The organism is Hyphomonas beringensis, from assembly GCF_000682755.1.
GTDB classification, from domain to species: Bacteria; Pseudomonadota; Alphaproteobacteria; order Caulobacterales; family Hyphomonadaceae; genus Hyphomonas; species Hyphomonas beringensis.
In genome coordinates, this window is sequence record NZ_AWFF01000043.1 from 133277 (window position 1) to 160161 (window position 26885).

The following is a 26885-nucleotide window of genomic DNA, read 5'->3' on the forward strand; positions in this document are numbered from 1 at the left end:
AGGCTCGGCATGCCGGAATTTGATGACAAGAGACTAAAGCGCCCAGATGGCGAGCCTGACGCATGTCAGGTGATTGCGGCTGCGCTGGGCCTGTATGAAGACCCTCATTCAGGCGCCCGCCTGGCGACGCAAGTCCTGCATGGGGAGATTGTAGACGTCTACGAGCGGCAGGGCGGCTTTGCTCGCGTTCAGTGCCGTCGGGACCGCTACGTGGGATGGGCGCCGCTTGAAGGTCTCTCCGAAACCGTTTTTGAGCCCTCGCACAAGATTTCCACGCGACTGGCCCATGCCTATTCCGAGCCGGATCTGAAGTCTGCGCCGAATAGCCTGCTTAGTCTCGGCGCGCGCCTGACCGTCAGCGGACGGGAAGGGGACTGGTTACATGCCGATCGCGCCGGATGGGTGCACAAGCGGCATGTGGCTGAACTGAATGCGCTGGAGAGCGATCCGGCCGCGATTGCAGAGCGCTTCCTGGGCGCGCCTTATCTCTGGGGCGCGCGGCAGAGTGTCGGGATCGACTGCACCGGCCTGATGCAACAGGCTTTTGAGGCTGTGGGTGTCCTGCTGCCGCGCGACAGTGACATGCAATACGCCTGGGCAGGAAGGGACATTCCTGACTGGCGGTCGTCGGGTGCCTTGCGACGCGGCGACCTTGTTTTCTGGAAAGGTCATGTCGGCATCATGATGGACGCCGAGCACATGATGCATGCCAATGCCTGGCACATGGCGGTCGCAGTGGAGCCGCTGGAAGGCGCAATTACCCGTATCGCAAACTATTACGCCGAGCCCATAGGGGCCCGGCGTATAGATGTTTCATCTGAAAGAGGGGCGAAGCCAGCCTGGATGGCCTGACCCCGCGCCGTCAGGCTTACTCGCCTTCTTCTTCCGTCGGTGTCGGAGCTTCTTCTTCAAAAGCTTCTTCAGCTGTGGAGTCCGCCGCATCAGCGTCTTCTTCTACGGCTTCCGTCACGGTTTCATCAGCTGGAGCAGCCTCTTCGGTCGTTGCGTCTTGACCGTCCGTTGCTTCCGCAGGTGCGGCACCTTCTTCCGTGGTGGCTTCTTCGCCCTCTACAGCTTCGTCACCACCTTCTTCAGCGGCCGGAAGCGGCTCAGGGAAGGGCGGCGGGTTTTCCGTGTTGGAGGCCAGGTAGGCAATCACGTTGATACGGTCAGCATCGCGGCGCAGGCCGGCAAAGGACATTGACGTGCCACGGGCATAGGAGCTCGGATTGGTCAGCCACTGGTTGAGATTCTCATAGGTCCATGAGCCACCCATGCCGGAAAGTGCGGCGGAATAGTTGAAGCCTGCATGGTGGGCTTTTTCGGCACCAACCACATTGTGCAGGTTCGGCCCGGTACCGTTCGAGCCACCGGCTTCGATCGTGTGGCACGTGGTACATTGGCCTTTGAAGGTCCGCTCCCCGCGGGAAACGTCTGCATTGGCAAGCAGAAGGCCGAGATCGAAGACCTCTTCCTCTTCGCCGCCACTGCCGCCTGCATCAGCAACATCGACGCAGTAGGCGAACTTGGCGCACATCTGCTCCGACATGGAGGTGGTTTCAGCGTGTTCTTCACCATGGCCGCCTTCGCTTCCATGGCTGAATACGACATTCGACAGTTCGTGCAGAGCGAACAGGCCGAGGGCGGTGGCCAGCAGCGCACCGAAAATCTTATTGAGACCGAGTTCTCCCATGGGGGTTCTTCCTTCGAATCTGTCTGGTCATAACGTCTTGGCGCGCGCCTTTTGGCACGCTAACGGGTTGCGCACAATATAAACGCTGCGAGATTGAGGCGCTTCCCCCTATCGTCGCGGCGATCCGACGCAGACAAACCCACCGAAAGGAGCGCGTCAAATGACGGGCAAGATCGCATATCAAGGCGAACCTGGCGCAAATTCGCACATTGCGTGCAATGAGGCCTATCCGAATATGGAGCCGCTGCCGTGCCGGACTTTCGAGGATTGTTTTGCCGCGGTTGAGCGTGGTGAGGCCGATCTGGCCATGATTCCGGTCGAAAACACGATTGCCGGCCGGGTAGGGGACATTCACTACCTATTACCTGGCACACAATTGCAGATTGTCGCGGAATATTACCTGCCGATTCGGTTTCAGCTGATGGCGTTGTCAGGCACGAAGCTGGCCGATGTCAAAAAAGCGCGGTCGCATATCATGGGACTGGGCCAGTGTCGTAATTTCCTGCGCCAGCATGATATTGAAGGCGTAACCTCCGCTGATACGGCCGGTGCAGCGCGTGAAGTCGCTGAATTGGGAGATTCCACGCTCGCGGCCATCGCGCCGCGCCTGGCTGCAGAGGTCTATGGTCTGGAAATACTGGCCGAGAACATTGAAGACGCGACGCATAACACAACACGATTCATCATCATGTCGCGCGAACAGGCCGAGATTGAAGCGGGCGATGGCCCGGCCAAGACGGCATTCCTGTTCGAAGTGCGCAACATTCCGGCCGCCCTTTACAAGGTGCTGGGCGGGTTCGCGACGAATGGCATCAACATGACCAAGCTGGAGAGCTATCTGATCGGCGGGTCCTTCGTTTCGACGCAGTTCTATGCCGAGATTGCCGGCCATCCGGACGAGCGCAACGTTCAGCTCGCCCTGGAGGAATTGGGATTCTTCTCGCAATCCCTGAAAATCCTGGGCGTGTTCCCGACATCGGAATACGTGTCGGTCTAGCAGCGATTCATGGAGGCCTTCAGGGCGTCTGCGATGTGATCGGCGAAGAGTTTCGTCTTTCCGCGCAGGCGCCCTGAGGTCCAGACGCAATTCACGGGGAGGTTCTCGGTCGTCCAGTCTGGCAGTACGGCCTTCAGGCGGCCTTCCGAGACGCAATTGGCAACCAGCCATTTTGGTCCCAGCACGATGCCGAGGCCTGCCTCTGCGGCCTGCACCAGATTATCTCCGCCTGAAGCAATGAAGCGTCCCTGCAATTGGGCGGCGACGGTTTTCCCGTCCTTCGTCAAATGCCATTCCGGATGACGCGCCTTGCGAAAATGCACGGCGCTATGATTCGACAGGTCTGCTGGCGTTTCAGGTGTCCCCATGCGCTCCAGATAGTCCGGAGACGCCCACAGCGCCTGAGGGGAGTCTGCCAGCTTGCGCATCATAAGGCGGGAATCGTCCAGATGCCCAAACCTGAAGGCCAGGTCGACGCCTTCCTCGACCAGATCCGTGAAGGAATCGTCCGAGATCACATCGAAGCGAATGCGGGGGTAGCGGTCTGCGAAGTCAGGAATGGCGGGAATGATGATGCGGCGCGCAAAGGAATTCGAGCATGAAATGCGCAACAGGCCGACCGGTTCATGTTCCAGTCCGCGCACCTCGGCCTCAGCCTCTTCATAATCGGCGATAAGGTCCACGGCACGCTTGTAAAAGCGCTCGCCGGCTTCGGTCAGGCTGAGCGCGCGTGTGGTGCGCTGGAAAAGGGCGGCGTCCAGTTGCGCTTCGAGATCCTGTATCCGGCGTGAGACGGTTGGCTGCCCCACGCCCAGCGCAACGGCTGCTTTTGAAAAGCTGCCGGATTCCGCCACGCGGACAAACAGGCGCATTGCATCGATCCGGTCCATCTCAGCTCCCGCTTCCAGTTGGTAGCAGCTTAGACGCAGAAAGATGATTGCGCGAGGGGTGGCGCTGAAATCATGGATCGGGAAGGGGCTCACGCAAAAGTGGGCCGGGGTCACATGGGTTTGCTTGGCGTGAGAGCCGGGCATGTGAGACAAGATTTCCAAGTTCGAGGCTGGGCCAGACGATCAGGCCAGCCCTTGCCGGATGTCAGAGAGGGACCTGGAATGAAAATACGTACCATGCTGATGGCTGCCATGATGGCATCTGCGCCTGCGCTGACGGTCGTGCCTGCTGCCATGGCCGAGCCGCCCATCTATACGGGCCTGTTTTCTGACACCGCGCTTCAGGGCCACGACGCTGTGGCCTATTTCACGCAAGGCAAGCCCGTGAAGGGATCAGATGATTTTACCGCGGACTATATGGGTGCAAAGTTCAAATTCAGCAGCGCAGAAAATCGTGATGCCTTTCTGGCCGATCCGGAAAAATACGCGCCGCAATATGGCGGCTACTGCGCATGGGCCATGGCGGATGGCAATCATGCCAAGGGCAACGCCCGCTTCTGGAAGATTGGCGATGGCAAGCTGTACCTGAACTATAATTCCTCCATCCAGAAGAAGTGGGAAGCGGACGAGCCGGGCTTCATTGAGCGTGCCGACCAGGCATGGCGCGAGATTAACAAGTAAGGCGAGGCGCCACATTGATTAATTTCTGAACGGACGGGCAAGCACCAGGATTGCGTGCGTTTCAGCGGTGTTCCATCATGATTCCAAACGCTTTTCAGGCGAAGAGGGACCGGCCTGTTCAGCAATTCTGATTCATATGCAGGTAAATGACATTTCAGAAATCCTGCCACATTTACATGATAATCTGTGTGCTGGTTATCTCCAGTACCAAGACCTTCCGGCTTGCGGGCACTCGATGCCGTTTGTCCCTTGCTGGCAAGATGCCCCTGCGCCCCCGCGGTGCAGGGGTTTTTCGTCAGCTGGGAGATGATTTTCCGTGAAAGCTGAGCGCAGACTTAAAAGGATGTCATGACGCGCATTTAACTACCGTTTGGCAGAGACGCTGTCCTAGGAGGAGGGCTCCTTCAACTGCCTGAAAGGTGATTTCATGAAGTATGTTTGTCTCGTTGCAGCCGGGGCGCTCGTTGCGCCAGTCTCTTTGGCTCAGTCAACGGATGGTAAAGGCTGGTATGGCGGCGTGGGGTATGAATACCTTGTCGTGGACAATGACGCCATCGATGACCGGGAACTGGATGCCCTGTCCATTACGGGTGGCCTGAATTTGAATGAACGCTTTGGAGCAGAAATAACGGCGGCGGCAGGCGTTGGCGATGACAGCGTCGATTATGGAAACTACGCTGCCAAGACGAGCCTCAATCAGCGTATTGATGTGATGGGCGTCGCCCATGTGCCAATCGCCGAGCGCCTGAACCTGACGGGCAAGCTCGGCCTGTCCAATTACGAGTTCAAGACCAGGGGCTCGGTGCAACTCGCGCCCGATATGCCGGCACAGGGATTCCGGAACATCGATAATGGCTATGCATTGGCTGGCGAGGTTGGTGCCGAATATTCTCTGACCGAGGACCTGACGATTGATGCAGGTTACACATATTATGATGGCATCGATACAGATACGCAGTTCGACACGTTGAAGGTCGGTATCAAGAAAAAGTTCTGACAATAAAAAACGGGCGGGATATCCCGCCCGTTCCCATTATTTCTGTCCGCAAGCTTACTTCTTCTTGGCGGCAGGCTTCTTCGCAGCGGGCTTTTTTGCGGCGGGTTTTGCCGTTTTGGCTGCGGGCTTTTTTACTGCGGCAGCGGCAGCTTTCGGCGCTGCTTTCTTGGCGGCAGGTTTCGCAACAGTTTTCTTCGCTACGGTTTTCGTGGCTGCAGGTTTTTTAGCTGCTGGCTTTTTCGCGGCAGGTTTCTTTGCCACAGGCTTCTTGGCAGCGGGTTTCGCGGCGGCTTTAGGGGCAGCTTTGGCAGCTGGCTTCTTAGCGGCCGGTTTTTTTGTTGCGGTCTTCTTGGCTGCCGGTTTTGCGGCCGGCTTTTTCTTCGTTGCAGTTGCCATGTCGGGTCTCCTGTAAATGGCAAGTGCCAGAATAGAATGATTCTGGGAAAATCAACTCTTATTTTCGCGTCTGAGGGGAGGAAAGAGGCTTGGCTCCGTATACGGTTAATCCGTACGCTCAGCCCATTCCTTCAACAAATGGTGCGCAATGGCCGTTTTCGGCGGACAGAAGAAACGCTCATGTGTTCCGGCCAGCATTTTGCGCAAATCTTCGCGTGAAATCCATTCTGCAGATTCCAGTTCCTTGTCATCGACCGTAATCTCTTCTGTTTCTGCCTCCAGAATAAGACCCACCATGAGCGAAGAGGGGAAGGGCCAAGGCTGGCAGGCTATATATTCCGCAAGTGCAGGATCGCACCGGATGCCGGCCTCTTCGAGAATCTCCCGCGCGGCGGCCTGTTCGATGGTTTCACCCGGTTCGCAGAAGCCGGCCAGGCAAGACACAAACCCTGCTGGCCAGTTGGCCTGGCGACCAACAAGGCATTTGTCGCCCTTCACGGCCAACATGATCGCGACAGGGTCTGTGCGCGGAAAATGTTCCGTTCCGCAGGCCGGGCATTCGCGCTTCCATCCGGCTTCCACAAGAGCGGTCTGCGATCCGCACTTTGCGCAAAATCCGTGCGAGGCATGCCAGAGAAAAAGGCTGCGTGCGGTAGACGCACAATTGGCATCCAGATCACTCATGCGGGCAGCGGCTGCGCGGAATTCGATGAAGTCTCCAACTCCCGCGACAAGCGAATTTTCAACATCGAATTTTGAGGGCAGATTGACCGCAAACACCGGCGCGCCGCTCGTATCTTCACCCAGGAACAGACGGGGAGATCCGGGAGAGATCTTTTCGACTTCCGGGCCCATCCACACGAGCCCCCCTTCGGAACTGACAAACGGGTCTCCATTGCGCATCATCACAATCAAAACATCATCGCGCTGGAAGGCTGTCTCCAGCCAGCCGCCATCACAGCGCCTGTGGGCTGCACGGTCGATTGGTCTTGCGGCCAGCGGTATATCGTTCGAATTGGTCATGTGGCGATCCTCACTGATGTCATGGTGACTTGCCGTGACTGGACCAGTTTGTAAACGTGCGCCGCGCAAAGAAGGAAAGCTTCATGATCCGCCTTACCCTTTTCCTGATACTCGCCTTTGCAGCAGCCTGTTCCAAGCCTCAGCCCGTCGCGCCTGAGGGCGTCGAGCAGATGACTGTTACGCTGTCTCCGCAGGAGGAGAACATCCTCGCAACCTGGCAATTGCCGGAAGCGGTCACCGAATTCTCGTTCAATGAAGGCGACATGCCGGTCAGCGAGAGAGAGGCTGACTGGACGCCACAAGGCGAGGGCTGGGTATTTGATGGCCAGACGCTTTCGCGCGAAGACGGATCGGATTTCCAGGAATTCTCCTTCACGCTTCCGGCGGCGTCCATGTTCTATGACCGCTATTATGTGCCGGCCTCCAAAGTGGGGAAGGGTGGCTGGGTGATCTTCGCCAACGCGCTGGCCCCGGCAGAGGGAGATTTCGAGGTCCGTTTCGAGGGCCTGCCTGAAAGCAATGTGATTTATGGGGCAGGTGAAATTACGTCTCCAGACGAGACTCGCGACGGCAATACGCTCGGCATCTTCTATGTCGGTCCGGCTGAAAACCTGTCCATGGAAGGCGGCATCCTGATTGCCGGTCCTGAAATTCCGGATGCGATCAGAACGGACATTTCAGATAATCTCGAAAATGCCGTCACCAAGCTGACGGATGCCTGGGAGTATGCGCCTGAGATTCCGCCTGCCGTGATCATAACCTATGACCGGAACTGGCATGGCCAGTCATGGAAAGGCGGTGTCCGCGAAGAAGTCATCACCTTCCACCTGCGGGGTTTTGACCTCAGTGATAATGGATCGAATTTTGCCGCCCAACTGCGCAACACATCCCTGCACGAAGCGGTTCATGTGTGGAATGGCACCCTGTTTGAGTCCTCGGAAAATTCCGAACAATCCTGGGTGCATGAAGGCGCAGCGGAATATATCGCCAATCGCCTCTGGATGGATGAAGACATTTTCAATGCTGCCGTTCAGAAGGCGCTGAATGGCTGTATCCTGCGGCTTGGCGACCATTCCATTCGCGACACCGAAATCGCGAGCTGGGGGCAGACGCCCTATCGGTGCGGTCATGTCGTGCATCTGGCGGCGGAGCTGTCTGCGCTGCAGCATACAGGCAAGAATGTGCTGGGTATCTGGAAAGATGTGTATGACGCCACTGGAGACGAGCGTGTCTATGACAGCGCAACCTTCGTGACGGCCGCTGAGGCGGATGGCGGCGAGCCCTTTTCAGACATTATGACAGTGTTCAATGAGGGCCTCACGGCGGAAAACCGCGCTGCCTTGGTGGCGCATCTGAATGCACTTGGCGCCGATATCGTGCCGCTGACACCGGAAGATGAGACGTCTGACGAGACGACGCTGTCCGTCACGGTGCTGCGAGAGTTGCTCATCGACTATTGCGACGGCGGCTATGGCTTCACACAGATGCCGGAAGGCTTTGCCCTGGAAACGGCGCAGCGTTGTGGCGATGCCCTGGCCGGGGACCCGCTTGTATCCAGCCTGAACGGACAGGATCTGCTGAAAGCCCCCGTGGCCGTTTATTTTGCGGTGCGCGAGGCTTGTAAGGCGAGAGAGCCGCTGGTGCTAACGCGCGCGGACGGGACCGAGCTGGAGCCGCTGGCCTGTCCTGAAGGCGTGGCATCCCTGCCTGAACTGTACAATGTACGGTCTGCCGGGACATTGCCGCCTCTCTAGGCGCTAGGGAGGGGCAGGGAAAAGTCTGTCAACAAGGCATAGCCAAGCCTTGCGGGCGCGTGTATGTGCGCGACAAAACAGCCCTCCCTCCCGAAAGCACTACTTCTATGTCCACGCCTATCGAGAAAATGCGCAACATCGCGATCATTGCCCACGTTGACCACGGCAAGACCACGCTTGTTGACGAATTGCTGAAACAGTCCGGCACTTTCCGTGAAAACGAAAAGACCGCCGAACGGATGATGGATTCCAACGATCTCGAAAAAGAACGTGGCATCACTATTCTGGCCAAAACCACGTCTGTTGAGTGGAATGGCCACCGCATCAATATCGTCGATACGCCCGGCCACGCCGATTTCGGCGGCGAGGTGGAGCGTATTCTGCACATGGTGGACGGTGCCATCGTGCTGGTTGACGCGGCCGAAGGCCCGATGCCGCAGACCAAATTCGTGGTCTCCAAGGCCCTGAAAGTGGGTCTGAAGCCGATTGTCGCCGTCAACAAGATCGATAAGCCAGAGCGCCGTCCGGATGAAGTGATCAATGAGGTGTTCGACCTCTTTGCGAACCTCGACGCGACCGATGAGCAGCTCGACTTCCCGATCCTGTACGGTTCAGCCAAGCAGGGCTGGATGGGCTCTGACTATGAAAGCCCGACCGAGAACATGGATTCCTTGTTCCAGCTGGTCGTGGACCATGTACCGGTCCCGAAAGTGGAAGAGGGGCCGTTCCGCTTCCTCGCCACGACGATTTCCTCCGATCCATTCCTTGGCCGCATCCTGACGGGGCGTGTCGCGTCCGGCACGATCAAGCCGAACCAGACCATCAAGGTGCTGAACCGTGAGGGTGAACTGGTCGAGCAGTGCCGCATTTCCAAAGTGCTCGCCTTCCGCGGCCTGGACCGCGTTCCGGTCGAGGAAGCCCAGGCAGGCGATATCGTTTCGCTGGCTGGTACGACCAAGGCCAACGTGGCCGACACGTTCTGCGACCCGTCTGTCAGCGAGCCTATTGAGGCCCAGCCGATCGACCCGCCGACCATCTCCATGACGTTCCGCGTGAACGACTCCCCGCTGGCCGGCACGGAAGGCTCGAAAGTTACCAGCCGTCTGATCTGGGATCGCCTGCTGAAAGAAGCCGAAGGCAATGTTGCGCTGAAGGTCGAGCGCGCCAGCGACGCTGAGGCCTTCACCGTCTCCGGCCGGGGCGAATTGCAACTCGCGGTTCTGATCGAAACCATGCGCCGCGAAGGCTTCGAACTCGGCGTTTCGCGTCCGCAGGTCGTGATGCAGGAAGATGAGAGCGGCAACAAGCTGGAGCCGATCGAAGAAGTCATCATCGACGTCGACGATGAGCATACCGGTATCATCGTACAGAAACTGTCTGAGCGTAAAGCCGACATGCTCGACATGCGCCCGTCCGGTGTTGGCCGTACGCGCATGGTGTTCCACGCCCCGACGCGCGGCCTGATCGGGTATCAGGGCGAACTGATGTCGGACACGCGCGGCACGGCTATCATGAACCGCATCTTCCACGAATACGCTCCGCACAAGGGCCGCATTCAGGGCCGTCACACCGGCGTGCTGATCGCCATGGAGCAGGGGGAGGCCGTTGCCTTCGCACTCTGGAATCTGGAAGACCGTGGTCCGATGATGATCCATCCGGGCGACAAGGTGTATGGCGGCATGATCATTGGCGAGCACACGCGCGACAATGATCTGGAAGTCAACGTCCTGAAGGGCAAGAAGCTGACCAATATGCGCGCGTCCGGCTCTGATGAAGCGGTCCGCCTGACACCGCCGCTTCAGATGACGCTGGAAAAGTCCTTGGCCTATATTTCTGATGACGAACTGGTCGAAGTGACGCCGGAAAACATCCGCCTGCGTAAGGTCTATCTCGATCCGCATGAGCGTAAGCGCGCGGCGAAGAAATCTGACGCTTGACGCCTGTGAGGATTGCCTCAAGCTGGTCTGAGCCAGAGGGGGTGATCCATGCCAAAGAAACTCAGCGACTTTCCCGTCCATCTCGGCAGGGGAGGGCTGGCAGCAACCCTGCCGGCCTTCACCGGCGAGATGCAGTGGTATGAGGAGTATGAGAGACTCTATCCCGATGATGGCGCAGAGGGGCGGCTCGTTTCACTCCACACATTCTCGTCTCCATGGACGATGTGGGAAATGCACCCCAAGGGGCACGAACTGGTCTTTTGCATCAGTGGAGACCTGGTCCTGATCCGGGAGCTGCCCGATGGCACAGAGCAGCGTGTTGCTCTTACTGCCGGAGACTATGCCATCAACCCGCCAGGCGTCTGGCACACGGCCGATGTCGAAGGTGAAGCAAGCGTCGTGTTCATAACCGCCGGTGAGGGAACCTGTCATCGTCAAAGGATACCTTCAGACGTTTAGGCGGAACCCCAGAAGACAAGGGACGTTTGATACAGGTTAAATTTGACCTGGAGAAAAAAGATGTCCTCGTTTGGCCTGTATATTATTGGTTTTATCATCCTGATTGGTGGGCTGGCCTATGCCGCCTTCCTGCTGGGGGCTCCGCCCGTGTGGATTGGCGTCGGGGCGATTGTCCTGATCGGGATCGGTATCATTACTGGCGTCAGCAAGACGCGCCAAAAGGATGAAACCGAGGCAAGCGAATAGGATCATCCCACCCTAGACGACAGTTGGCCCCATTTCCGCTTTCACCTCTCTCGCTGCCTTTGGAGGAAGCTTGGACAGGCGCAAGGATTTACGAAGCCATGTATTCGTCGGCGTCTCGAAATAGCGAAAGCTGAGATAGGCCAGCACGGAGCTTAGCGGAAGCACTGTTGCGAACATAAGAATGGTCGCCACCCAGTCATTGCCGGTGATTGCAAACAGCGTGACGCCGAACGCCGTCATCAGCAAAGGGTGTATCAGGAAGATGCCGTAGCTGATCTTTCCGCCCATGGCTAGAAACTCGTTTTGCAGAGGCTTACGGAAAAGATCCTGTCCGGCGCATGCGAACACGACCAGTGAACTGGAAACAGCGTAGACAGCTATCCGGCCCCAGGAGGGCAGGGTGACGTTCATGGCTATTGCAAAGCCAACGATCCCGACAAGGCCAATAGGCCACATGGGGGTGGCTTTGACGAAATCCTGTACGGCCTTCTGGCGTAGGGAGAGCCCCATGATGCAGCCCATGGCAAATTCCAGAAGGATCGGGTCACCGTAAAATTCACGATAGGCGCCTGCTGGTAAAAAGCGCGCGCCAGCAATGACGCAGATTGTCATGAGGATGGCTGCCGGCACCTGCACGCGTTCAGGAACGAACAGCGACAGCGAAAACAACAGATAGAACAGCATGATGTATCCAAGCGTCCAGCCTACGAACAGTATGGGCTGGATGTCACCACCGAGATCATAGTGGGGCAGAAACAGGTAGCTGCTTATGATCGAGGGCAGGGATGTATCAGCCTCGTGGAACAACCATGGCCGCGCCAGTGCGAGCAGCAGAGCGAGTGTGGTTGCCGTCCAATAGATGGGGACGATCCGTACAGTACGCTTCATCATGAAATTCAGGGGCGTATCATCCGGGCGCGTAATATAGACGAGGATGAAGCCGCTGATTGCGAGAAACAGGTGAAATCCGGGTGAGGCAGAGAAGGTCAGACGGACTGTGTCCGAATGTGAGTGCACAAACGCCCGTATATGGAAGATCGCGATGGCATAGCAGGACAGAGTCCTGAGCAAATTGATACTGTGCAGCATGTTCCGGCCCCCTGACCGCCTGATGCCCCAATGGTGACAGCAGACAAAGCAAAAGGGATGCCATTGTCCATTCAGAACAATCAGCAGGCGAAAAAAATCGCGTTTTTATCGAGTTTTAATGCGTTTTTACCAGTTAAGCCGTCCACGATTTAACGTGAACGGCTTTTCTGTGCAGGGCTATTCTTCGCCTGTTTCGACATCCGCCTTGGCCGGATCATACTTCGCGAACCAGCCCATGATGTTGTCTGTCTTCGCGATCAGCAGGCTGGGGCGAGAGGCGATATAATGCGGTGAGCCCGGCACGCGAATATAGGCTGTATCTACACCATTCATTTTAAGGCCGGTATAGAATTGCTCTGCTTTTCAGGTGGCAAGGGAGAAGGCAGACAAGCTGTCAGTCTTTGCCAATGTGTTTTTCCAGGCCGTGTCCATGTCAGGCGTCCATGCCGGGCCGAGCGTATCGCGTGTGACATCGCGGATGATATCGAAAAAGACTTCGAACATGCCGATCGGCACATCATATGTATCGTGATTGATCCGTTCTGACCGGATCACCGTTTCGGCCATCGTGCCGGGGCCGTCGGCAAGGTTCATCAGGCACTCAAGCGCCTGAGACAGCATAGACCCCCGCACCCCGCCATCGGTATCCATCAGGAACAAATCTTCCAGCTCCGGATGCGCCGCGAAGAGGCGCGTATAAACAAGCCCCGTCACATCCCCGGCCCGCTCAGAGAGCAGCGTGAGGCTCTCCGTAAGGGGATCACGCTCCGCCATTCTTCCGCTCCTTCAACAGCGCCTCCGCCTCAGCGAGGTTTCGTGAGACGCCCCCATGCTGATAGGGCGTGCGCTCCACGGTGAATTCCTCCAGCGCCTGCCTGTAAGCCTCAACCGCCCGTTCCAGCACTTCATCATCGCCGCGCTCACCGAGTGTCGCGAGCGCATTGCCGAGATTGTTCTGTGTCATGGCCCATTCCAGCGGGACGCGTTCGCGTGTGCGCTCCTTGAGGGCATCGCGATAGGCGGCGATGGCGTCATGGAGGGAGTCATCATCGCCGCGCTCGCCGAGGGTCAGGAGCGCATTGCCGAGATTGTTCTGTGTCATGGCCCATTCCAGCGGGACGCGTTCGCGTGTGCGCTCCTTGAGGGCATCGCGATAGGCGGCGATGGCGTCATGGAGGGAGTCATCATCGCCGCGCTCGCCGAGGGTCAGGAGCGCATTGCCGAGATTGTTCTGAGTAGTTGCCCATTTTAGCGGGACGCGTTCACGTGTGCGCTCCTTGAGGGCTTCGCGATAGGCGGCGATGGCGTCACGGAGGGCGTCGTCATTGCCGCGCACACCAAGGGTTTGGAGCGCTGTGCCGAGATTGTTCTGTGTCATGGCCCATTTCAGCGGGACGCGCTCGCGTGTGTATTGCTTGAGGGCTTCGCGATAGGCGGCAACCGATTCCTGGAGAAGCTGCGGTTCCGGATCGAACTGGCCACGTTCATAAAGCGCCAAGCCTTGCTTGTATTTCAGGCGCGCCCAGTCCAGCGGATCGAGACTTTGAACCCTGCTGGCGGCTTCCGCATAATGTTCCGCTGCTTCGACATATTTACCGGATGAGCGGGCAAGATCCCCGCGCTGTTCCCGGCTACGCGCGGCGCGGGTGAGCCGCATTTCGCCCGCTTCCACATCGCGTTGCTCTGCCTCTGCCAGCAAGGCATCCGCTGTCTCGAAATCCGCGGCGTCAATGGCGTCGCCCGCGCGCTGCAGGAGATTGGCGATCTCGGGTTCGTCATTGGTCAGCGTCTTAAGGCGCGCTTCCAGTTCATCGAGCCTTGCCGCACTTTCCTTAAGCTTTGCCTCCCACATCTCCTCCGGCACATTTTCGTGTCCAAAACTGGCGAGGATCGTTTCGACCTGTGGCCTCGAAAGCCCGCCAACGATTCCGGCCTGGACGAGATGTTCCACGAGTGCTGCAGGTAAATCAGATACATTTTCATTTATCTCGGCGACGCCTGCCTTCACCTCCTCGATTTCGTGAAGCACGTCGTCCAGCAGGCTGATCGTCAGGCCCTGCGTCCGTGCGATTTCGAACAGGAGGTGGGGTTCCAGCTGCTCGTAATACGCGCGGTTCTCAATGGCGGCGGCGAAGGCGCTGCGGATGATGGCGGTCGCGAAGTCGCGGGCGATGGGCGTGCCGCCCTCGCCATAAACCTCCGGCGCCAGCCGGGTGAGTTCTGCGAGAACATGATCGGTCGCCGCATCGGGGAAGGGGCGGCCCGGCGCTTCGGCCGCGTGCTTGATCAGCCGGTCCCGGCTCATGTCGCATTTGGGAAGGTATTCGATCAGCGCGTCGGAGGCATCCGACAGGTCGCGTCCGGGGTCGTGTTTCTGGAATTCGGGCTGCTCGCGCCATTCATCCGTCGTGCGGCAGATCAGGCGCTCCAGCTCGCGCTTGTTCTCTACAGAATGCTTCTTTTTGCCTTCATAAACCGCGGCCACACAGGTGCCAACGAGCGCCGCTCCGCCGATGCCGGCGGTCAGTCCGGCCCCGCCGATCCCCAGTGCGACGCCCGTGCATCCGAATACGAAGGCACAGGCATGCTGTGTGCAGTCTTTAATTAGAGCCACCCAAAGCTTCCTCCTCAGGTTGCAAGGTGGCGCAGCGTGGCCGCCTGTACAAGAGGCTGCCCCAACGTTTGAGGCCTACCCCTGCGTCGTATCGCACTTCATGAGCCAGCTCATATTGATCATGAGTGTCTCCTCGCGAGGCCAGGTTTGCAGAGGAAAGATGCAACAGCTGTTTATGGGCGACGACAGGCCCTTGCACCCGGCGGCCATGACGCGCATATAGCGCGCAGGAGGCAGGTGGCGGACGGGCCGCTCGCCAACCGGGTCAGGCCGGGAACGGAGCAGCCCTAACGAGTTTTCCGCCCGGGTCGCTCGCCTGTCTCCGCTTTTATTCTGAAATTGCTATTTGAAGGACGCCGCGTCGGCGCCAAGCTCCACGTGCAGCTTCAGGCGAGCCAGATTGCGGAAGACGCGAAAGTTCAGCTGCGCGCGTGCCAGCACATATTCGTCCCGGTGCACATTCTCTTCCAGCGTGCTGGTTTCCTTCAGGTGCAGGAAGTGACCGCCCTGAGGGGCTGGCTCGATCGTATATTCCCGCTCGGCTTCGCTGACCGGGGACTCATTGCCCTCAACATAGCGCAATACGCGGTAGGCATAGCGTTTGCCGGGCTGGGCTTCGATCACTTCGAAGATGAGGCGGCTTTCCGGAATATCCGGGTCCGTCAGCTCATAGATTCGGTAGGCCGGGTTGCCCGGGCCAAACTTGAAGCCCCGTTCGCGTAAGGCGTTGCCAGGGGAGGAAAAGTCCAGCTTTTCGTAGATCTCCTGGGCGGAGGCATGGATCAGGGTTTCGCCATCCTGCGAGGCAGGCACGTCTGCCCATTTCGTGTGAGCCTGATTCTTTAGCCAGTTCAGCATGGGGCCCTCCCGTTCAGCCAAAGGGGTCTGATCGGCAGGATGCACCGTCCTGGTTAGGGATCATCTCAGATGAGCGATCGAATCTTCCAGACTGTGGTTATCTTGCGTTAACTGAATCCCTTCCTACTCGCCTCAGGCGTGTGCGCGACGGACTGTATTTTGATGCAGTTTTGCACAGCTTCTCAAAGGCCAATACTGGCGGGCAATCAGGGTGTGTGTTAGACATTTGTTTACCGGAATTCCACGCCATTTTTGACGTTTTTGAGACTTGGGCCGTTGACCGGTTATTAACCTTCAGACACTATATCTAGTGTCAGGAACGGGGTTGAAGGCCATATCTGGCTTTCTGGGGCTTCCGGGCCTATATTTTCAAGGAATTTGGAGGGCTGCTCTCATGTCTGCAACCGAGGCTAAATCTGTGTCTAAAGCCGCGCCGCGCAAAGGGAAACCCAAGGCGGGGAGTGAGACGGTGCTTCGCGTTGTCGAAGGCACTCCGATTCAACTGGATCCGTCTCGCGATTCCCTTTTGACGGAGTTCGGCAAGAAAACGCTCCAGGACCGCTATCTTCTGCCCGGCGAGTCCTATCAGGACATGTTTGCCCGCGTTTCGCTGGCCTTCTCTGATGACAGCGAGCACGCCCAGCGCCTGTACGACTATATGTCGAAGCTCTGGTTCATGCCGGCGACGCCTGTTCTGTCGAATGGCGGCGCGGCACGCGGCCTGCCGATCTCTTGCTTCCTCAACCAGGTTGGCGACTCGCTGGACGATATTGTTGAGACCTGGACCGAGAATGTCTGGCTCGCCTCCAATGGCGGCGGCATCGGCACCTATTGGGGCAATGTCCGCTCGATTGGTGAGAAGGTCGGTCAGAACGGCCAGACGTCCGGCATCATTCCGTTCATCCGCGTGATGGACTCCCTGACGCTTGCCATTTCGCAAGGCTCCCTGCGCCGCGGTTCGGCTGCGTGCTACATTGATGTGCACCACCCGGAAATCGAGGAGTTCCTCGAAATCCGTAAGGCATCCGGTGACTTCAACCGGAAATCCCTGAACCTGCACCACGGCATCAACATCACCGACGACTTCATGGAAGCGGTGAAGAATGATGAGGATTACGGCCTCATCAGCCCGAAGAGCGGCGAAGTCATCCGCACGATCAATGCCCGCAAGCTGTGGCAGAAGATCCTGGAGCTGCGCATGCAGACCGGCGAACCCTATCTGCTGTTCACAGACACCGTGAACAACGCCATGCCGGCCCACCAGCGCAAGCTGGGCCTGAAGGTCACGCAGTCCAATCTCTGCTCCGAAATCACGCTGCCGACCGGTGTCGACCATGTCGGCCAGGACCGCACGGCTGTGTGCTGCTTGTCTTCGGTAAATGCCGAGAAGTATCTGGAATGGTCCAAGGACGAGACCTTCCTGGAAGACATCTTCCGCTTCCTCGACAATGTTCTGGAAGACTTCATCGAGCGCGCTCCACCGGAAATGGCTCGCGCCGTCTATTCCGCCAAGCGCGAGCGCTCGGTTGGTCTCGGCCTGATGGGCTTCCACTCCTTCCTGCAGACCATGAACGTGCCGATGGAAAGCGCGATGTCCAAGGTGTGGAACGAGAAGATGTTCAAGCACATCCGCCAGGGCGCCGATGCCGCTTCGGTCAAGCTCGCCAAGGAGCGTGGCCCCTGTGAAGACGCCCGCGATGTCGGCATGATGGCGCGCTTCAGCCACAAGATGGCTGTGGCCCCGACGGCCTCCATTTCCATCATCTGTGGCGGCACGTCTGCGGGCATCGAGCCGATCCCGGCGAACGTCTACACGCACAAAACCCTGTCCGGCTCCTTCACCGTGAAGAACCCGCAGCTCGAAAAGCTTCTGGAGACCAAGGGCAAGAATACCGACGCTGTCTGGGTTTCCATCCTGGAGCATGAGGGCTCTGTCCAGCATCTGGATTGCCTGGACGAGCATGAGAAGTCTGTCTTCAAGACGGCCTTCGAGATCGACCAGCGCTGGATCATCGAACTGGCGGCAGACCGTACGCCTTATATCTGCCAGTCCCAGTCCCTGAACCTGTTCCTGCCGGGCGATATTGCCAAGTGGGACCTGCACATGCTGCACTGGACGGCATGGGAGAAAGGCCTGAAGTCGCTCTACTACTGCCGCTCCAAATCGGTTCAGCGCGCGGCCTTTGCCGGCTCCGAGAAGGCTGAAGTCAGCCAGATGGAAACGCCAAACACCGATTATGATGAGTGCCTTGCCTGCCAATAGGCGTCTGGCTCTCTGACGCAGAAAAAAGCCCCCGTCATTCAGGTGACGGGGGCTTTCTTCTGGGAGGAATAGGGGAGAGGGGGCTTAGCCTTCCATTTCGGCGATGATCTTGTTGGTCAGTGCCGGGTCCGCTTGCGCCATCTGAATGATTTGTGTGTAGCGATTGGTCGTCAGGCCTTCCTCTTTGATCGCGCTTTGTATCTTTTGCTGATAGCTGGTCTGAATCTCGCTCGCTTTTGAGGCATCCGTGGCGGATTCGAGCTCTGAACTCATTTTCTTGATGATCGTGTTCACCTGCTCATTGGCCGCGGCGAATTTCGTGATCTCTGCATCCGTGACCGGTTGGGCCTGTGCCTGCGCAGCCGGGGCCTGGGGTGTCGTAGGTTTGGCCTGCGCAAAGGCTGCGCCACTTGTCATCAGGGCCATGGCTGCGACAGCAGCGCCGGTTCGGGTGAGGGTGGTTTTGAGGGCCATTCAGGTCTCCTTTTGGGGTTGCCTGAAACAAGGCAAGCATGACCCAGTCGGCAGGGCAACCGCTCGCGCCTGTCAATTAATGCCTTGTAATTTAACAATAATTCGTGAAATGACTGTAATGTTCTGCACGAGGAGCAGACATCGTTGCAATCACTGAAAAAATCCTGTCTGGCGGTTTTGGTCTGAGACTTGCCTGAGGTGAGATCTGAGAATCGAAAAAGCAGACAATCTGAGTGCGAGAAAGGGTTTCCATTTCATGTTGCCATGCCCTAACCTGCAAATAGAGGAAAATTTTTTGAATAATAATTTTGTCGCGCGAAGAAGATTAAACAATTCTGCCCGACTGTTAGTCTGATTTATCCCAGAATTTTCAATAGGTTAAATTGAAGGGTGCGGGGTGTTCTCTCGGAATTGAGGCGAAAAAGCGTCCAAATTCCGGGTTCTGGAACAAAATCTACACAGGCGAGTTATAAGGGTCGGAATTAATCTTTACAGGCGAATTGGCGTTTTGGGGGTAGGCCCTCTTTATGCTACGTTAAAGAAGCTAGGGCCTAATCTCGGGATGGACATATTCCGGGTCATGGCATGAGAGGTGTTAGAGCAATGGTGTTCGCAATCACAACCGCTGTCATTACGATGGGCTGTCAGGGCTGCGCTACTGTTTCTCCGCACGAGCAAGTTCGCGAAGAGCCTGCTGCCCCTCCATCGCTGGGTGTCCAGATGGCCGCTCCGTCAGCTTTTGGCTCGGGTGTGCTTCAGGCCCCGGCTCCAGAACCGTCCGTCCATGTCTTTAACAGCACCGCGACGCGCTTCAGCGGTGTGCCGATTGATACGAGCAGCGTTGCAGTCGGCAGCCTGCTTGTGGGCCAACCTGCCGATTACAATGTTCCTGGGCCGCAGTTTTCTGTTCCGGACAATACGCGTCTCGACTGGACCGGCGGCTCCCCGCTTGTGGCCGTTGCAGCAGAGCGCGGACGCGCAGGCCTGTTGCGCCCGCGCACAGTTGAAAAGAACATCGCCGCAGAGATTGCCATTTCTGCACCTAAGGAAGTCACTGGCCTGACCTTTGATGTCGGCGTTGCCCCGCGCATCGCCGTTCGGGAAGAGGGCGAAATCCTCACCCGCCGCGTCGGGGGTGAAGTCCGGATCGGTCAGAACTTTGACCTTATGGCCAAGGGCAGCGGACAACCCAAGGGCTGGTACATCTTCGCTGGCGCCGATGGCGAAGCGCTGGTCTGGGACGCTGATGAAAGCGGTTTCCGCCCCAGCCTGGGCGATATGGCCCTTACGGATCAAGTCACCGTTGGCGACATGCAGGCCGGCTTTGCCGTCCAGCGCGCAGGCGGGGAGCTTTCGCTCAGCTATATTCGCCGCGAAATGAAATATTCTGACCGCAATGTCAGCATCAGCGAAACTGAAGATTTCGCAGGTGTTAGTTTCACCATGCGTCGCTGAGTGGTATTTACCTGCTGATGCAGGCTCGATTCTTTCTTCTGGCCGCGGCAACCGCGGCCTTTTTTAATGCGCCCTGGGCTTTTGCCCAGGAGCCAGGCGATGAACCTGTGGTTCCGCGCGAGCCAGGTGTCTGGTCGGTGACCTCCGAAAACGACATGTTCGGATCCGGAACAGATCGTAACTATTCCAATGGCGTAAGACTGGAGCATGTCTCCGCAGCAGACAGGGTGCACCCGGGTTTGAAATGGGTGGCAGAGCGCCTTCCATGGGTGGATGTCGAGCGCACCAAATTGCGCCAGGGCTTTGGCCTGTCGCATGCCATCTTCACCCCTGAAGACATCACGCTCAGCACGCCGAACCCGCAGGACCGTCCCTATGCGGGCTGGTTGTCCTTCTCATCCACCGTTGTGGCAACGGATACAGAAAAGGCCCTGCAGGATACGCTGCAGGTAAATCTCGGTATTGTCGGCCCGTCTGCAGGCGGAGAATTTGTCCAGAACAATTGGCACGGCATGCTCGGTATTCCTGGCGCGCAGGGCTGGGATCATCAGCTGAAGGATGAGCCTGGAATCGAGATCATTGCCCAGCGTCTGCAGAGACTGGAAAAGGTGCAGCTATTATTCGGGCTGGAAGCAGACTTTGCCGGTCATGCCGGCTTCGCGCTTGGCAATGTGCGCACCTATGCAAATACGGGCATGACGGCGCGCATCGGATGGGATCTCGATTCTGGGTTTGGTCCGCCGCGTATCCGCCCGGCGCTGGCCGGGGCAGGGGAGTTCATTCCAGGCACAAAGGAAGACCCCTGGGGCAGCTATTTCTTTATCGGTGTTGATGGCCGGGCCGTTGCGCGTGACATGTTCCTGGATGGCAATCTGTGGCGGGACTCTGCCCGCGTGGAAGATCGCCGCGCCCTGGTGGGAGACCTTCAGGCCGGGATGGCGGTGCATTATCGCGATGTGCAGCTGGCCTTCACCTGGGTGAACCGGACCGAGCAATTTGCCTATCAGGACGGCCCGCAACAATTTGGGGCCTTTTCCATCAGCGTCGCTCACTGAATTCTAAATTTCAGCAGCCTGAGCCAGCAGCCATTCCCGCGTGGCGGTGTCTCGGCTGAGGCTTGCGGCGTGTCGTAAACTCTCGCCTGCTTCTTCCGTATTCCCTGTCATTTTCATGGCATGCCCGCGCACGGCCCAGTACGGAGCATACTGTGAGATCCGGTTCTGAGGCAGTTCATCAAGTAGGTGGACCGCCTCATCGGTCTGGCCCCTCTGCAGCAGTGCTGCTGCATGTCCTATCCGGGCCCCAATAGAGGGCGTGAAGGTTTGCAGCCTCTCATACAGCTTACAGATCATGGCCCAGTCTGTGCGGCCTGTCTGTCTACGTGCGGTATGGACTGCCTGTATGGCGGCCTCCAATTGGAAGCGACCGGGCGCCTGCATCTTTCCGGCTTCCGTCAGCAGGGCTGTCGCTTCGGTGATGCGGGGCTCGCCCCACAAGGCCGTCTGCTGCTCAGTTAGGGGAATGTATCGGCCCTCTGTGTCGCGCCGGGCGGCTCTGCGACTTTCGCAATACAGGATCAGCGCCAGCAGACCCTTGGCCTCGGCATTTTCCGGTGCCAGCCGTACCAGACAGCGTGCCAACCATTCTGCCTCTCTGGCTAGGCCCGTGACCGGGTGTTCGCCGCCAGGCACATCCTCCCAGCCGCCGGTATAGGCTGCATAAATGGCGCGCTGCACAGCTGCGGTCCGCTCATTCAGGATGTGCGGCGGAGGCAGCGCAAAGGGCAGTCCGTTGTCAGACAGCTTACGTTTTGCCCGGGTCAGCCGTTGTGACACGGTTGAGGGCGTTTCCAGCGTGGCGGCGGCAATCTCTTCGGCGGTAAAGCCCAGCATGGCCTGCAGCATCAGGGCCGTATGCGCGCTTTCCGGAATGGCCGGGTGGGCGCACAGAAACATCAGTTCCAGCCGACGGTCGCCGCCCGGCACGTCTCCGCCATCGACAAGGGATGCCTCCTGCGTAAAGGAAAGTTCCGCTTCGGCATGGCGGCTGGCCGTCTGAATGCGCCGGACGGCATCGATGATCTTGCGATTGGCGGCCTTCATAAGCCACGCTTCGGGCGCATCCGGCACGCCTTGTCGCGGCCAGTTGGCCAGCGCGATGGCAAAGGCATCCGCAAGGGCGTCTTCTGCAAGCGAAAGACTGCCGCAGCGTGCGGTCAGTTGCGCAATCAGTTTGCCATAGGAGTTGCGCGCGGCCCATTCCGCAGCCGCGCGCGCATCGGCTCCGGACGTGTCAGGCGTTGCCATAATCAGGGACGGGGCGAATCTCGATCGTACCACCGCTTTTATGCACCGGACATTTCCGGGCCCAGGCCTCCGCTTCGGCCATGGACCCGGCATTGATGACATAGACGCCGCCCATCTGTTCCTTGGTGTCGGCAAAGGGGCCATCCTGGATGTCGCCTTTGGCCTTCAGGCAGCGCGCTGTTTCGGCGGGTTCCAGCGCCACGCCGGTGACATAGGCGCCGGCCGCCTGCAACTCCTCGGAAAAGGCCATGTGCTCCTGCACCACCGCCATCTGCTGGTCTTCAGACAGGGACAGGAAGGTGGCTTCGTCTTCATAAAGGAAAAGGGCATATTGCATTGGGGCAGTCTCCATATGGGTGAAGTCTGGCACGGGTTTATCCCGCGCCATAGTCTAAAGACGTGCGGCCTCGCCTGATTTCGACATTCGGCACTGCATCAAGTCGCCGCCCTTGCATCCTGTAGTCGCTGCGCGCAAACTGTCCCTGAAATTGGCAGGCAACGTGCCATATGGGAGGATACTATGAGATTCACTTACGCCCTGGCGGGTGTGATGACGCTAGCCGTCTGTTCCGCCGAAGCTCAAGTCATGACCACACAGGCCAAGGCGCAGCATGACGCGCCGCCGGTCGGCGTGGCGACTGAAGCGACCCAGAAGGCCAACCAGGCCGTCGCGGACCGTCTGCCGCTGGAAGATACGAGTGACTTTGTTGATGCAACGCGCGGCCTGCTGGAGCAGCTGAGTGAAGACACGATCACGGATGCAGATGGCAATGTGGTCTGGCAGATCAACGGTCAGGATTTCATTGAGGGCGACAGCCCCGACACGGTGAACCCGTCTCTCTGGCGTCAGGAACGGCTGAATTCCGAACATGGGCTGTTTGAGGTTCAGGACGGCATCTATCAGGTGCGCGGCTATGATTTGTCGGTCATGTCCATCATTCGCGGTGACACAGGCTGGATCATTGTGGACCCGCTGCTCAGCCAGGAAACGGCGGCGGCGGCGCTGGGCCTTGTGAATGAGACGCTGGGCGAGCGGCCTGTGACGGGCGTCATCTACACCCATTCCCATGCAGACCATTTCGGCGGCGTGCGCGGCGTGATCGATGAGGCCGATGCCAAGGCTCGCGGTGTCCCGATCCTTGCGCCCATCGGCTTTACCGAGTCGGCAGTCGCCGAGAATTTGCTGGCCGGGAATTACATGAACCGCCGCGCCATGCTGATGTTCGGCAATGCCTTGCCCAGCGGTCCGACAGGGCAGGTGGGGGTTGGCCTGGGGCCTGCGCTCTCTCAAGGCCGGACGGGCCTGATTGAACCGACAGAGGAAATCGCCGGGCGCGGAACCGTGCGTGTGATTGATGGGGTGACCTTCGAATTCATTGATGCCGCGGGCACCGAAGCGCCTGCCGAATTCATGTTCTACCTGCCTCAATTCCGTGCGCTGTGTACGGCAGAAGTCGCCACGGCGACTTTCCACAACGCGCTCACCCTGCGCGGGGCCAAGGTGCGCGACCTGCTCGAATGGAGCCGGGTGATCGATTATGCGCTGACCAATTACGGTGACAAGTCCGACGTCGTCTTCGCCTCTCACCACTGGCCGACCTTCGGTAATGACAATGTGCAATCCTATCTGGCAGGCCAGCGCGACATCTATCGCTACACACACGACCAGACCGTACGCCGCGCCAATCGCGGGCTAACCCAGTTCGAGATCGTCGAGGATCTGGAAGAGCCACCGGTCCAGGAAACGCATTTCGATACACGCGGCTATTACGGCACGCTGAATCACAATGCGAAGGCCGTCTTCCAGTATTATTTCGGCTGGTGGGATGGCGTGCCGGCCACGTTCAATGCCCATCCACTGGAAGAAAAGGCCCCGCGTTTCGTTGAAGCCGTTGGCGGCGAAGACGCAGCCCTGGCCGTTGGCGAGAAGGCCTTCGAGGACGGGGACTATCGCTGGTCCGCCGAAGTGTTCAACTATATCGTTTTCGCCAATCCGGAAAATCAGGCAGCGCGGGACTGGCTGGCGGCCAGCTATGAACAGCTTGGCTTTCAGGCAGAAAGCGGCGCGTGGCGCGACTATTATCTGACGGGGGCAAACGAGCTGCGCAATGGCCTGCCGGAAACTGGCCAGGTGCGGGCCGGAAGCCGTGAGTTCATTCAGGGCGTGCCGACTGTGGATCTGTTCAACGCGCTGGCCGTGCGTTACGCGCCGGAAAAACTGGAACGTGATCCGTTTACGCTGAACTTCCGCTTCACCGATACGGATGAAACCCTGCTCGTGGATGTCGGCAATGCCACGGCCTTCCCGCGGGAGAATGCGCAATCTGATGAGGCGGCCGCCACGCTGATTCTGACGCGCTCAGCGTTCAATGATCTGATCCTGCAAAGCCGCAGCTTTCAGGAGATTGCCCAGGCTGGCGAGGCCAGCGTTGAGGGAGACCCGACCGCGTTGATGGCCTGGTTTACAGCGCTGGAAACGCCGGACTTCTGGTTCAATGTGGTTGAGCCCTAGGGCCGGGCAACAATCAGGGCAGGGCGATAGCTGGCCTTAATCGGCCAGCTGTTCCCGGAAGAACTCTACAATCATCGGGGCCGCCTTGTCGCCTTTGGCGCCGAGGCGGTCATTCAGGCTCTTGTGGCTGCGCTTCTTGACCAGCCGGGCTTCGGCCTTGTGGCCTTTCCCTTTCAGCGTCTCGGCCAGTTCCTTGGCGCGGGCCGGGGCAACGGCCCGGTCGACATAGAGCAGCAGGAAAGGGGGAATCGGCGTTTCCTCTTCCACCAGCAGGGTAGGGCTGGCCGCGGCCCACACATCCCGGTCATCGCCAGTAAAGGCCGGGTGATAGAAATCCGGAATGTCGCCGTCGCGTCCCGTGCGGGAAAGATTGTAGGCCGCGCTGTCCAGCGCCGCGACGCCCTTGATGACATCCGTCTTCAGGCCGAAGGCGTCCAGATAGTCCGGATCGATGGCGACCAGCGCCGCCATGTGCGCGCCGGCGGAATGGCCCATCAGGAACAGCTTGTCCGGGTCTGCGCCAAATTCCTTCGCGTGCTCATGGAAATAGGCGATCGCGGCGGCGGCGTCCTCTTCCTGCGCAGGGAAGCGGTGGCTGGGCGCCAGCCGGTAATTCATCGCGATGAAGACAAAACCCTGATCGGTGAAATATTTGGCCTGGTACATTCCGAGGGCATTCTGCTTGTTGCCAAACGTCCAGGCGCCGCCATGCATCATGATCACCATGGGGGCATCCTTGGCCCCCTCCGGTATATAGACATCCGCGCGCACATCGCCCGGGTCCAGGCCTGGTGCCTCATGATAGATGACATCCCGGATGACCTTCACCTCTGCCGCAGCGGGCAGGGCAAACACGGTGACGAAGGCAAGGAAGACAAGGCTCAAAATACGCATGGCAACTCGAATCTCGTTATGGCAAAGCAGGTAGGCCGCTGGGCCTGTTGACGTGCCTGTCATGCGGCACATTTCAAGGCGGGGCTAGCCTTACGGGCCAAATATGCCAAAACTGTGAGCAGGCCTGTGGACAAGTGCTGTTTGTCGCACAAGAACATCTTGCGGCACATAGGCGAATAAGACACTATATGTGGTGTAGATTATCCTTACCAACACAAGACGATGATGTAGGAGGCCGTAATGGCTGACGGAAATTCCAATGTGCCCGGGCTGCTGACGCCGAGTCTCGCCTATAAGCCGTTCCGTTACCCGTGGGCGTATGATTTCTGGAAGATACAGCAGCAGGTCCACTGGATGCCGGAAGAGGTGCCGCTGGGCGAGGACTGCAAAGACTGGGCGGTCAAACTCTCCGATGAGGAGCGCAACCTGCTGACGCAGATTTTCCGATTCTTCACGCAATCGGATGTTGAGGTTGGCGCCAACTACATGACCAACTACATGCCGCGCTTCAAGCCGGTGGAAGTGTCCATGATGCTGTCGGCCTTCTCCAACATGGAGACGATCCACATCGCGGCCTATGCCCTGCTGCTGGAAACCATCGGCATGCCGGACTCCGAATTCTCCGCCTTCATGGAATATCAGGAGATGGCGGCCAAGCACGACTATCTCGGCCAGTTTGGCTGTGAGACGAATGAAGACCTGGCTGTCTCCATGGCCGTGTTCGGCGCCTTCACAGAAGGGCTGCAGCTGTTTGCCTCCTTTGCCATGCTGATGAACTTCCCGCGCTTCAACAAGATGAAGGGCATGGGGCAGATCGTGTCATGGTCGGTGCGCGATGAGTCGCTGCACTGCGAAGGCATGATCAAGCTGTTCCACACCTTCTGTGCAGAAACGGGCGTCATGAATGATGCCCTGCGCGAGCGTATTCGTGAATGCTGCCGCACGGTTGTGGCCCTTGAGGACAAGTTCATCGAACTGGCCTTCGAGATGGGCCCTGTCGAAGGCATGACGCCGGACGACATCAAGAACTATATCCGCTACATCGCCGACTGGCGTCTCGGCCAGCTGAAGCTGGAGCCGATCTATGGCATCACCGAGCACCCGATCCCGTGGCTGACAGAAATCCTCAACGGTGTTGAGCACGCGAACTTCTTCGAACAGCGCGCCACGGAATATTCCAAAGGCGCCACGAAGGGCGACTGGCACGGCGATGATGGGGTGTGGTCGAAATTCGACAGCCGCAAGCCGTCAGAGGTTCCTGCTGAATAAGGTCTTTAGTGGTCAACGACACTTTCAGAGAGCTTCCGGTTCATACGTGCCGGGAGTTCTTTCTCTTTTTCAGGGCGT

26 protein-coding genes and 1 other RNA gene are annotated in these 26885 nt (G+C 58.4%); 15 read left to right on the top strand and 12 right to left on the bottom strand.

Annotation, left to right across the window (positions count from 1 at the left end; genetic code table 11):
* Positions 1-9 precede the first annotated feature (9 nt).
* Positions 10-852, top strand: coding sequence for a C40 family peptidase (locus HY29_RS11185; protein WP_034796811.1), 843 nt, complete (start codon positions 10-12; stop codon positions 850-852).
* Positions 853-868: 16 nt separating this feature from the next.
* Here the strand turns inward: HY29_RS11185 and HY29_RS11190 are convergent, their stop codons facing one another.
* On the bottom strand, positions 869-1693 hold the full coding sequence (locus HY29_RS11190) for a c-type cytochrome (protein ID WP_051601427.1): 825 nt from the start codon (positions 1691-1693) through the stop codon (positions 869-871).
* A gap of 160 nt (positions 1694-1853) precedes the next feature.
* Between HY29_RS11190 and HY29_RS11195 the strand changes: the two genes are divergently transcribed.
* Positions 1854-2690: a prephenate dehydratase gene (locus tag HY29_RS11195; RefSeq protein ID WP_034796814.1), complete on the top strand. Its 837-nt coding sequence runs from the start codon at positions 1854-1856 to the stop codon at positions 2688-2690.
* Here the strand turns inward: HY29_RS11195 and HY29_RS11200 are convergent.
* Positions 2687-3580 carry a LysR family transcriptional regulator gene (locus HY29_RS11200; RefSeq protein ID WP_034796818.1) on the bottom strand — a complete coding sequence of 298 codons (894 nt, stop codon included), beginning with the start codon at positions 3578-3580 and terminating at the stop codon, positions 2687-2689. The two genes, HY29_RS11195 and HY29_RS11200, sit on opposite strands and share 4 nt — an antisense overlap.
* Positions 3581-3832: 252 nt before the next feature.
* Here HY29_RS11200 and HY29_RS11205 point away from each other — a divergent pair, with 252 nt between their 5' ends.
* From HY29_RS11205 to HY29_RS19540, 3 genes are all read left to right on the top strand, one after another.
* Entirely contained in the window at positions 3833-4261 is a 429-nt protein-coding gene (locus HY29_RS11205; RefSeq protein WP_051601440.1) for a YHS domain-containing (seleno)protein, read from the top strand.
* Positions 4262-4688: 427 nt separating this feature from the next.
* Positions 4689-5258, top strand: coding sequence for a porin family protein (locus HY29_RS11210; protein ID WP_034796822.1), 570 nt, complete (start codon positions 4689-4691; stop codon positions 5256-5258).
* Between the two features lie 64 nt (positions 5259-5322).
* The gene (locus HY29_RS19540) at positions 5323-5670 is read left to right on the top strand and encodes a hypothetical protein (RefSeq protein ID WP_199285827.1); all 348 of its coding nucleotides are present in this window, start codon (positions 5323-5325) and stop codon (positions 5668-5670) included.
* Positions 5671-5759: 89 nt separating this feature from the next.
* Here HY29_RS19540 and nudC read toward each other — a convergent pair whose 3' ends face one another.
* Positions 5760-6677, bottom strand: coding sequence for an NAD(+) diphosphatase (gene nudC / locus HY29_RS11220; protein ID WP_034796826.1), 918 nt, complete (start codon positions 6675-6677; stop codon positions 5760-5762).
* Between the two features lie 83 nt (positions 6678-6760).
* Between nudC and HY29_RS11225 the strand changes: the two genes are divergently transcribed.
* The 4 genes from HY29_RS11225 to HY29_RS11240 all read left to right on the top strand — a co-directional run bounded on the left by HY29_RS11225 (position 6761) and on the right by HY29_RS11240 (position 11073).
* Positions 6761-8431, top strand: a complete 1671-nt coding sequence (locus HY29_RS11225; protein WP_155838294.1) for a hypothetical protein — start codon at positions 6761-6763, stop codon at positions 8429-8431.
* A 107-nt stretch (positions 8432-8538) separates the two neighbouring features.
* Positions 8539-10368 carry a translational GTPase TypA gene (gene typA, locus HY29_RS11230; RefSeq protein ID WP_034796833.1) on the top strand — a complete coding sequence of 610 codons (1830 nt, stop codon included), beginning with the start codon at positions 8539-8541 and terminating at the stop codon, positions 10366-10368.
* Between the two features lie 48 nt (positions 10369-10416).
* Positions 10417-10827, top strand: a complete 411-nt coding sequence (locus HY29_RS11235; protein WP_034796835.1) for a cupin domain-containing protein — start codon at positions 10417-10419, stop codon at positions 10825-10827.
* 60 nt (positions 10828-10887) lie between these two features.
* Positions 10888-11073, top strand: a complete 186-nt coding sequence (locus HY29_RS11240) for a hypothetical protein (protein WP_034796838.1) — start codon at positions 10888-10890, stop codon at positions 11071-11073.
* A 12-nt stretch (positions 11074-11085) separates the two neighbouring features.
* Here HY29_RS11240 and HY29_RS11245 read toward each other — a convergent pair whose 3' ends face one another.
* The 4 genes from HY29_RS11245 to HY29_RS18530 all read right to left on the bottom strand — a co-directional run bounded on the left by HY29_RS11245 (position 11086) and on the right by HY29_RS18530 (position 14776).
* On the bottom strand, positions 11086-12162 hold the full coding sequence (locus HY29_RS11245) for an acyltransferase family protein (protein ID WP_034796841.1): 1077 nt from the start codon (positions 12160-12162) through the stop codon (positions 11086-11088).
* Between the two features lie 177 nt (positions 12163-12339).
* A complete protein-coding gene (locus HY29_RS18880; protein ID WP_241765190.1) occupies positions 12340-12495 on the bottom strand; it encodes a hypothetical protein in 156 nt (51 codons plus the stop codon).
* A 30-nt stretch (positions 12496-12525) separates the two neighbouring features.
* On the bottom strand, positions 12526-12936 hold the full coding sequence (locus tag HY29_RS11250) for a globin (protein ID WP_034796844.1): 411 nt from the start codon (positions 12934-12936) through the stop codon (positions 12526-12528).
* Complete coding sequence (locus HY29_RS18530; RefSeq protein WP_051601428.1) at positions 12923-14776, bottom strand: tetratricopeptide repeat protein; 1854 nt, start codon at positions 14774-14776, stop codon at positions 12923-12925. Before HY29_RS18530 ends, HY29_RS11250 begins: the two co-directional genes overlap by 14 nt.
* Before the next feature lie 232 nt (positions 14777-15008).
* On the opposite strand from HY29_RS18530, the gene ffs reads away from it, so the two are divergent.
* Positions 15009-15100: signal recognition particle sRNA small type (gene ffs / locus HY29_RS18885), an RNA gene on the top strand.
* A gap of 18 nt (positions 15101-15118) precedes the next feature.
* Here ffs and HY29_RS11260 read toward each other — a convergent pair.
* Positions 15119-15634, bottom strand: coding sequence for a hypothetical protein (locus HY29_RS11260; RefSeq protein ID WP_034796846.1), 516 nt, complete (start codon positions 15632-15634; stop codon positions 15119-15121).
* Between the two features lie 394 nt (positions 15635-16028).
* Between HY29_RS11260 and HY29_RS11265 the strand changes: the two genes are divergently transcribed.
* Complete coding sequence (locus HY29_RS11265; RefSeq protein WP_034796847.1) at positions 16029-17897, top strand: ribonucleoside-diphosphate reductase subunit alpha; 1869 nt, start codon at positions 16029-16031, stop codon at positions 17895-17897.
* An 84-nt stretch (positions 17898-17981) separates the two neighbouring features.
* Here HY29_RS11265 and HY29_RS11270 read toward each other — a convergent pair whose 3' ends face one another.
* The gene (locus HY29_RS11270) at positions 17982-18371 is read right to left on the bottom strand and encodes a DUF4168 domain-containing protein (RefSeq protein ID WP_034796849.1); all 390 of its coding nucleotides are present in this window, start codon (positions 18369-18371) and stop codon (positions 17982-17984) included.
* 603 nt (positions 18372-18974) lie between these two features.
* Here HY29_RS11270 and HY29_RS18535 point away from each other — a divergent pair.
* Positions 18975-19826, top strand: a complete 852-nt coding sequence (locus HY29_RS18535) for a lipid A-modifier LpxR family protein (protein WP_051601429.1) — start codon at positions 18975-18977, stop codon at positions 19824-19826.
* Between the two features lie 17 nt (positions 19827-19843).
* A complete protein-coding gene (locus HY29_RS11280; protein ID WP_051601430.1) occupies positions 19844-20881 on the top strand; it encodes a lipid A deacylase LpxR family protein in 1038 nt (345 codons plus the stop codon).
* A 3-nt stretch (positions 20882-20884) separates the two neighbouring features.
* On the opposite strand, the gene HY29_RS11285 is transcribed toward HY29_RS11280, so the two are convergent.
* Positions 20885-22165 carry an RNA polymerase sigma factor gene (locus HY29_RS11285; RefSeq protein ID WP_162176715.1) on the bottom strand — a complete coding sequence of 427 codons (1281 nt, stop codon included), beginning with the start codon at positions 22163-22165 and terminating at the stop codon, positions 20885-20887.
* Complete coding sequence (locus HY29_RS11290; protein WP_034796951.1) at positions 22119-22469, bottom strand: YciI family protein; 351 nt, start codon at positions 22467-22469, stop codon at positions 22119-22121. Before HY29_RS11290 ends, HY29_RS11285 begins: the two co-directional genes overlap by 47 nt.
* 183 nt (positions 22470-22652) lie before the next feature.
* Here HY29_RS11290 and HY29_RS11295 point away from each other — a divergent pair, with 183 nt between their 5' ends.
* Positions 22653-24644 carry an alkyl/aryl-sulfatase gene (locus tag HY29_RS11295; RefSeq protein ID WP_051601432.1) on the top strand — a complete coding sequence of 664 codons (1992 nt, stop codon included), beginning with the start codon at positions 22653-22655 and terminating at the stop codon, positions 24642-24644.
* A gap of 36 nt (positions 24645-24680) precedes the next feature.
* On the opposite strand, the gene HY29_RS11300 is transcribed toward HY29_RS11295, so the two are convergent.
* Positions 24681-25538 carry an alpha/beta hydrolase gene (locus tag HY29_RS11300; RefSeq protein WP_162176716.1) on the bottom strand — a complete coding sequence of 286 codons (858 nt, stop codon included), beginning with the start codon at positions 25536-25538 and terminating at the stop codon, positions 24681-24683.
* A gap of 240 nt (positions 25539-25778) precedes the next feature.
* Between HY29_RS11300 and HY29_RS11305 the strand changes: the two genes are divergently transcribed.
* Positions 25779-26807, top strand: coding sequence for a ribonucleotide-diphosphate reductase subunit beta (locus HY29_RS11305; protein ID WP_034796853.1), 1029 nt, complete (start codon positions 25779-25781; stop codon positions 26805-26807).
* Positions 26808-26885 lie beyond the last annotated feature (78 nt).

What these genes read in the sequence shown, in the direction of transcription:
- HY29_RS11185 (WP_034796811.1), top strand. Translation starts at nt 10, where the DNA reads ATGCCGGAATTTGATGACAAGAGACTAAAGCGCCCAGATGGCGAGCCT.
- HY29_RS11190 (WP_051601427.1), bottom strand. Translation starts at nt 1,693, where the DNA reads ATGGGAGAACTCGGTCTCAATAAGATTTTCGGTGCGCTGCTGGCCACC.
- HY29_RS11195 (WP_034796814.1), top strand. Translation starts at nt 1,854, where the DNA reads ATGACGGGCAAGATCGCATATCAAGGCGAACCTGGCGCAAATTCGCAC.
- HY29_RS11200 (WP_034796818.1), bottom strand. Translation starts at nt 3,580, where the DNA reads ATGGACCGGATCGATGCAATGCGCCTGTTTGTCCGCGTGGCGGAATCC.
- HY29_RS11205 (WP_051601440.1), top strand. Translation starts at nt 3,833, where the DNA reads ATGATGGCATCTGCGCCTGCGCTGACGGTCGTGCCTGCTGCCATGGCC.
- HY29_RS11210 (WP_034796822.1), top strand. Translation starts at nt 4,689, where the DNA reads ATGAAGTATGTTTGTCTCGTTGCAGCCGGGGCGCTCGTTGCGCCAGTC.
- nudC (WP_034796826.1), bottom strand. Translation starts at nt 6,677, where the DNA reads ATGACCAATTCGAACGATATACCGCTGGCCGCAAGACCAATCGACCGT.
- HY29_RS11225 (WP_155838294.1), top strand. Translation starts at nt 6,761, where the DNA reads ATGATCCGCCTTACCCTTTTCCTGATACTCGCCTTTGCAGCAGCCTGT.
- typA (WP_034796833.1), top strand. Translation starts at nt 8,539, where the DNA reads ATGTCCACGCCTATCGAGAAAATGCGCAACATCGCGATCATTGCCCAC.
- HY29_RS11235 (WP_034796835.1), top strand. Translation starts at nt 10,417, where the DNA reads ATGCCAAAGAAACTCAGCGACTTTCCCGTCCATCTCGGCAGGGGAGGG.
- HY29_RS11240 (WP_034796838.1), top strand. Translation starts at nt 10,888, where the DNA reads ATGTCCTCGTTTGGCCTGTATATTATTGGTTTTATCATCCTGATTGGT.
- HY29_RS11245 (WP_034796841.1), bottom strand. Translation starts at nt 12,162, where the DNA reads ATGCTGCACAGTATCAATTTGCTCAGGACTCTGTCCTGCTATGCCATC.
- HY29_RS18880 (WP_241765190.1), bottom strand. Translation starts at nt 12,495, where the DNA reads ATGAATGGTGTAGATACAGCCTATATTCGCGTGCCGGGCTCACCGCAT.
- HY29_RS11250 (WP_034796844.1), bottom strand. Translation starts at nt 12,936, where the DNA reads ATGGCGGAGCGTGATCCCCTTACGGAGAGCCTCACGCTGCTCTCTGAG.
- HY29_RS11260 (WP_034796846.1), bottom strand. Translation starts at nt 15,634, where the DNA reads ATGCTGAACTGGCTAAAGAATCAGGCTCACACGAAATGGGCAGACGTG.
- HY29_RS11265 (WP_034796847.1), top strand. Translation starts at nt 16,029, where the DNA reads ATGTCTGCAACCGAGGCTAAATCTGTGTCTAAAGCCGCGCCGCGCAAA.
- HY29_RS11270 (WP_034796849.1), bottom strand. Translation starts at nt 18,371, where the DNA reads ATGGCCCTCAAAACCACCCTCACCCGAACCGGCGCTGCTGTCGCAGCC.
- HY29_RS18535 (WP_051601429.1), top strand. Translation starts at nt 18,975, where the DNA reads ATGGTGTTCGCAATCACAACCGCTGTCATTACGATGGGCTGTCAGGGC.
- HY29_RS11280 (WP_051601430.1), top strand. Translation starts at nt 19,844, where the DNA reads ATGCAGGCTCGATTCTTTCTTCTGGCCGCGGCAACCGCGGCCTTTTTT.
- HY29_RS11290 (WP_034796951.1), bottom strand. Translation starts at nt 22,469, where the DNA reads ATGCAATATGCCCTTTTCCTTTATGAAGACGAAGCCACCTTCCTGTCC.
- HY29_RS11295 (WP_051601432.1), top strand. Translation starts at nt 22,653, where the DNA reads ATGAGATTCACTTACGCCCTGGCGGGTGTGATGACGCTAGCCGTCTGT.
- HY29_RS11300 (WP_162176716.1), bottom strand. Translation starts at nt 25,538, where the DNA reads ATGCGTATTTTGAGCCTTGTCTTCCTTGCCTTCGTCACCGTGTTTGCC.
- HY29_RS11305 (WP_034796853.1), top strand. Translation starts at nt 25,779, where the DNA reads ATGGCTGACGGAAATTCCAATGTGCCCGGGCTGCTGACGCCGAGTCTC.